This window comes from Acinetobacter sp. P1(2025) (assembly GCF_051390655.1).
GTDB lineage: Bacteria > Pseudomonadota > Gammaproteobacteria > Pseudomonadales > Moraxellaceae > Acinetobacter > Acinetobacter junii.
Genome location: NZ_JBPKBJ010000142.1, coordinates 1 through 2,738, shown reverse-complemented (window position 1 = coordinate 2,738; position 2,738 = coordinate 1). Strand labels below are relative to the sequence as shown.

Genomic DNA, 2,738 nt, shown 5'->3' with positions numbered 1-2,738 from the left:
GCAGAAGAAATTATTTAGACCAATGATCAAAAACTTCATTGATGACTTTATTCTCGATAAAAATCATCTGCTACCACAGAGAGTCTATAAATAATAGTGCGTAAGTCCTAGTACTTAAGGTTTTTCTTATATATCTTCTAACTGACAATTCACCATCCATTTAATGCCGAACTGATCAGTGAAAGCACCGTAAAGCGCGCCCCAGAAAGTTTTCTCAAGTTGCATTTCAATATGACCATGAACGGAAAGCTGATTGAATAGACGGCGTGCCTCAATTTCATCATGTTCAATATTAATAGAAATATAATGATTGTTTCCTTGAATAAAACCTGCATTTGGGGCACAGAATTGATCGTTTACATCTGATCCCATTAATACTGTATATTCATTGATTGGTAAAGATACATGTAAAATTAAGCTTTTATCTGCCTCAGATAAAGTTACACCTTCTGTCGGTGGCATATCTCCATAACGGCTAATCATTGCAAATTCACCGCCAAAAACTGATTGATAAAAAATAAAAGCTTGTTCTGTTTGTCCTTTAAAGTTCAAATAGTGATTTAGTTGCATTTTTTGCTCCTTGTTGTTTTTTTATACACTGCATAACGTACCGATATTTGAACGCTGGGTGAATTATTTTTTGTAATTATAGAAAACAGAAATCCTGCATATAGCAGGATTTCTGTTGCAACCTTACTATTATTTAATAGTAAGGTTCACACATTATTTTTAGATCAGTTCAATCGCAACAGCAGTTGCTTCACCACCACCGATACATAATGCTGCAACGCCTTTCTTACCGCCAGTACGCTTGAGAGCGTGGATTAATGTAAGAATGATACGTGATCCAGTAGAACCAACAGGGTGGCCTAAAGCACAAGCACCACCATTGATATTCACTTTTTCAGCATCTAGTTTAAAGTCATCAATTGGGCACATTGTCACCATAGCAAAAGCTTCATTGATTTCCCAAAGATCAACTTCTTGTGCATCCCAACCTGCTTTCTTCAATACTTTCTCAATCGCACCAACAGGAGCAATTGTGAATTCAGAAGGGTGTTGAGAGTTAGAAGCCGTAGCGATGATTTTTGCTAATGGTTGTAAACCACGTGCAGAAGCAACATCTGCTGAAGTAAGTACAAGTGCAGAAGCACCATCAGAGATAGAGCTTGCATTTGCAGCGGTAATTGTACCGTCTTTTGCAAATGCAGGTTTCAAACTTGGAATTTTATCAATTTTTGCATTTAATGGTTGTTCATCTTGATCAACAACAACATCACCTTTACGGCTAGAAACAGTTACTGGAACGATTTCATCTTTGAAATAACCTTCAGTAATTGCTTTTTGTGCACGTTGTAAAGAGCGAATTGCAAAGTCATCCATTTGCTGACGGGTATAGCCACGAGTATTTGCCATATCTTGTGCAAATGAACCCATTAAACGACCTGTTTCAGCATCTTCTAGACCATCAAAGAACATATGATCTTTAATTTCACCATGACCCATGCGGTAACCTGCACGGGCTTTTGGTAAGACGTAAGGAGCATTAGTCATTGACTCCATACCGCCAGCAACAACGATCTCAGCGCTACCAGCTTTGATCATATCTGCTGCTTGCATCACTGCTTTCATACCAGAGCCACACAATTTGTTAATTGTTACAGCACCTGTAGAGTCAGGTAAGCCTGCTTTACGCATTGCTTGGCGTGCAGGTCCTTGTTTTAGTCCCGCTGGAAGAACACAACCCATGATAACTTCTTCAACATCAGTTGGTTGTAAGCCTGAACGTGCGATCGCTTCTTTGATCGTGATTGCGCCTAATTCAGGTGCTGTAGCACTTGATAAAGCACCTTGGAAGCCGCCCATAGCTGTACGAGCGCCATTTACAATTACGATGTCAGTCATTGTATGTCTCCAGACTTATAATTTGCTGAGAATGTTCAAAACCTATGCAGTATATTAAAAAAACTCTGTCAATAAAGTGTTTTACATCGTATTCGCTAGACTGAAGAGTTTTTTAGCAGGTGGAAATTTCTTGCGTACGAACATGCCCCATATTACTTAAGATGATTTGGAGATGGTGGTTTGATCGACTAGAACAATAATAGAAACTGCCATTTGAACCACGTGGTAACCCCGTATCTCCCTGAAAGGTGAGTGAGTTAATATTCAGAGTGCCACGCCATGCCAATGAGCCATATTTAGGTTGGACTGGATTTGAATACAGAATAGTTTCTGTGTTATCGCGTCTTTTATTACGATTAGCGTCAAGAAAAACAATAAATCCATGATTCCAATCGCTACTACAAGAACTAAAGTCTTGAGTTGCGCACAACGTCACATTTTTCTGATGGGTTTGTGCATCGTATTTGGCTTTTTGTATGTAAATTGTGAGAGTCTTTTTAATTTGTTCTACTTCATTTGAAATTAATATTTCGATGAAATATGGATGTGCTAGGCTGACTAAAATTGCGGAAATTGCAATCGTTATGATGATTTCAGGCAGCGTAAAGCCGGAAAATTTAAACATAATATTACCTGTTGGTGTTTCTGTAATTTTTTTATTAACAAAGTGTTAAGTAATTACTGTATTTATTAAATTAAGTTTAGTATTAGAAAACTAACCATTAGACCTCTTGCAAAAATCATTTTTCAACCAACTCCATGTTGTAAATTGCAGCAATTAAATTCAGACGTAAACCCATGCGTTTACGCCTATTTCGATAACGTGTAGCCAG

General features: G+C 37.9%; 3 protein-coding genes and 1 pseudogene. All 4 read right to left on the bottom strand.

Annotation, left to right across the window (positions count from 1 at the left end; genetic code table 11):
• Positions 1-126 precede the first annotated feature (126 nt).
• On the bottom strand, positions 127-570 hold the full coding sequence (locus tag ACSC97_RS18010; RefSeq protein ID WP_436662311.1) for a VOC family protein: 444 nt from the start codon (positions 568-570) through the stop codon (positions 127-129).
• Positions 571-729: 159 nt separating this feature from the next.
• A complete protein-coding gene (locus tag ACSC97_RS18005) occupies positions 730-1,905 on the bottom strand; it encodes a thiolase family protein (RefSeq protein ID WP_004908800.1) in 1,176 nt (391 codons plus the stop codon).
• 112 nt (positions 1,906-2,017) lie between these two features.
• Entirely contained in the window at positions 2,018-2,530 is a 513-nt protein-coding gene (locus ACSC97_RS18000; protein WP_436662309.1) for a GspH/FimT family protein, read from the bottom strand.
• Between the two features lie 115 nt (positions 2,531-2,645).
• Positions 2,646-2,738, bottom strand: a pseudogene (locus ACSC97_RS17995) (IS5/IS1182 family transposase); the annotation flags it as partial.